Source organism: Candidatus Methylacidiphilales bacterium, assembly GCA_025056655.1.
Lineage (GTDB): Bacteria > Verrucomicrobiota > Verrucomicrobiia > Methylacidiphilales > JANWVL01 > JANWVL01.
Window position 1 is genome coordinate 1 of record JANWVL010000127.1, and the last position, 1,659, is coordinate 1,659.

A 1,659-nucleotide genomic window follows, 5' to 3' on the forward strand; every position below is an offset into this window, starting at 1 on the left:
AATAGTAGTCTAGCCAATGAATTAAGGTCTCAGGGGGTAAATGATGTATGGGATGGAGTTAATGCAGGAGAAGAGTTTAGATGGGGAGGAGACAACATTTGGAATTCGAACAACAAAGATGAGAGGGTCAAAGCAGCTCAAGAGTTAGTCAAATGGGTTAATGAATGGCGTGCAAAAAATGATCCTACTGGGAATGAACCAATAAATGTAGTAGCTCATAGTCATGGTGGCAATGTGGCAACCATGGCGACGCAATATGGATTGAAAATCAATACGTTGATAACACTAGGAACACCCCATGAGACTATTCCAATTGGAAACTCTATATCACATTATAGCCAATCTGAATCTGGCACTTATACATCAAACACACCTCAAGCAGCGATAAATCTATTCAATTCTTTAGCATATCCATATGCACCTAAAGATGGAGGAGTAAATACTTGGGTAAATGTCTATGACAATAATGATAAAGTGCAAACTGGCCTTGCAGTATTTGGAACATCAGGATATTTATCCTCGACACCGAATCCGAATGGAATTCCTTCGTCAACAAAATTAGTGAATATGAATCTTACAGGGATAAGTGGAACCTCTATTTTAGGAGTGAATCAGCACGGTTTGCTTACAAGTAGCTCAACAAGTTATTTTTACTCTAATTTTCTGATAGGGCAGAACAATAACAATAATCATAAATAACAGTAATATGTTACGAAGGTTTATTATATCGACATCATTATTTTTCATATTGTTTTTTTATGTCATGTAGAGTTTTATTTGTCCCATTGGGGGGTGGAGACAAGCTTAATAGTTTTCTGCCTTCTGAAGTTCATTATTTAGCTTCGATTTGTTGCATCGTGATGATCTCGATAATTCAGAGTCTTCCACCATATATAGAATACCCAAAAGAATGCTATGACAAAATAGATAAGGATAATAAGTTTAAAGTATATACCCTTCTTAATGAAGTTAAAGCCTATATATATATGGCTCTTACAGGTCCAATAATCGGCGTGATATTTGTAGCGGTAAGAGCACTGCTACTTCAGATGGGAAGATCTCAAAGAAAGAGTAATGAATTTTAAACCTATGTCGGGCTGGATCGAGGAAGGAAGGGGGACGGGAGGGAGTGCGGTGGCAAGGTGGAACGTGAATGATGCGTATGGACATAGCGTGGGGTATGTTTATAACAACGTGATGACGTGGAAAGAGACACGTTATCTAGGTTACGGCCCCTCGCGCGAAGCAGTAAAGAAGCGGCTTGGGGAGGGTGTGGGCTTGCATGAAGCCAGCGGCTGGCGGGGGTATCGCACGGAAGGCGATGTGATTCACATGGGCGCAAGGCTGTATCATTATCCCACCGCGCGCTTCCTCTCCGCCGATCCCCTAGGCCACGCCTCAGATATAAGCCTCTACAGTTACGCGAATAATGATCCGGTGAATGGCGTGGATCCGAGTGGGAGATTAACCATTATTCTTCATGGGACTTATGACAAATCAGCAGAATGGATAAATGTGAATAGTAGTCTAGCCAATGAATTAAGGTCTCAGGGGGTAAATGATGTATGGGATGGAGTTAATGCAGGAGAAGAGTTTAGATGGGGAGGAGACAACATTTGGAATTCGAACAACAAAGATGAGAGGGTCAAAGCAGCTCAA

Annotated in this window: 2 protein-coding genes; both read left to right on the plus strand. The window is 41.3% G+C overall.

What is annotated here, in order from left to right; genetic code table 11:
- Nucleotides 1-699: alpha/beta hydrolase (locus NZM04_08265; GenBank protein MCS7064016.1), on the plus strand; the 699-nt coding region annotated here is incomplete at its 5' end.
- 390 nt (nt 700-1,089) lie between these two features.
- On the plus strand, nt 1,090-1,659 hold a 570-nt coding region (locus NZM04_08270; GenBank protein ID MCS7064017.1), incomplete at its 3' end, for a hypothetical protein.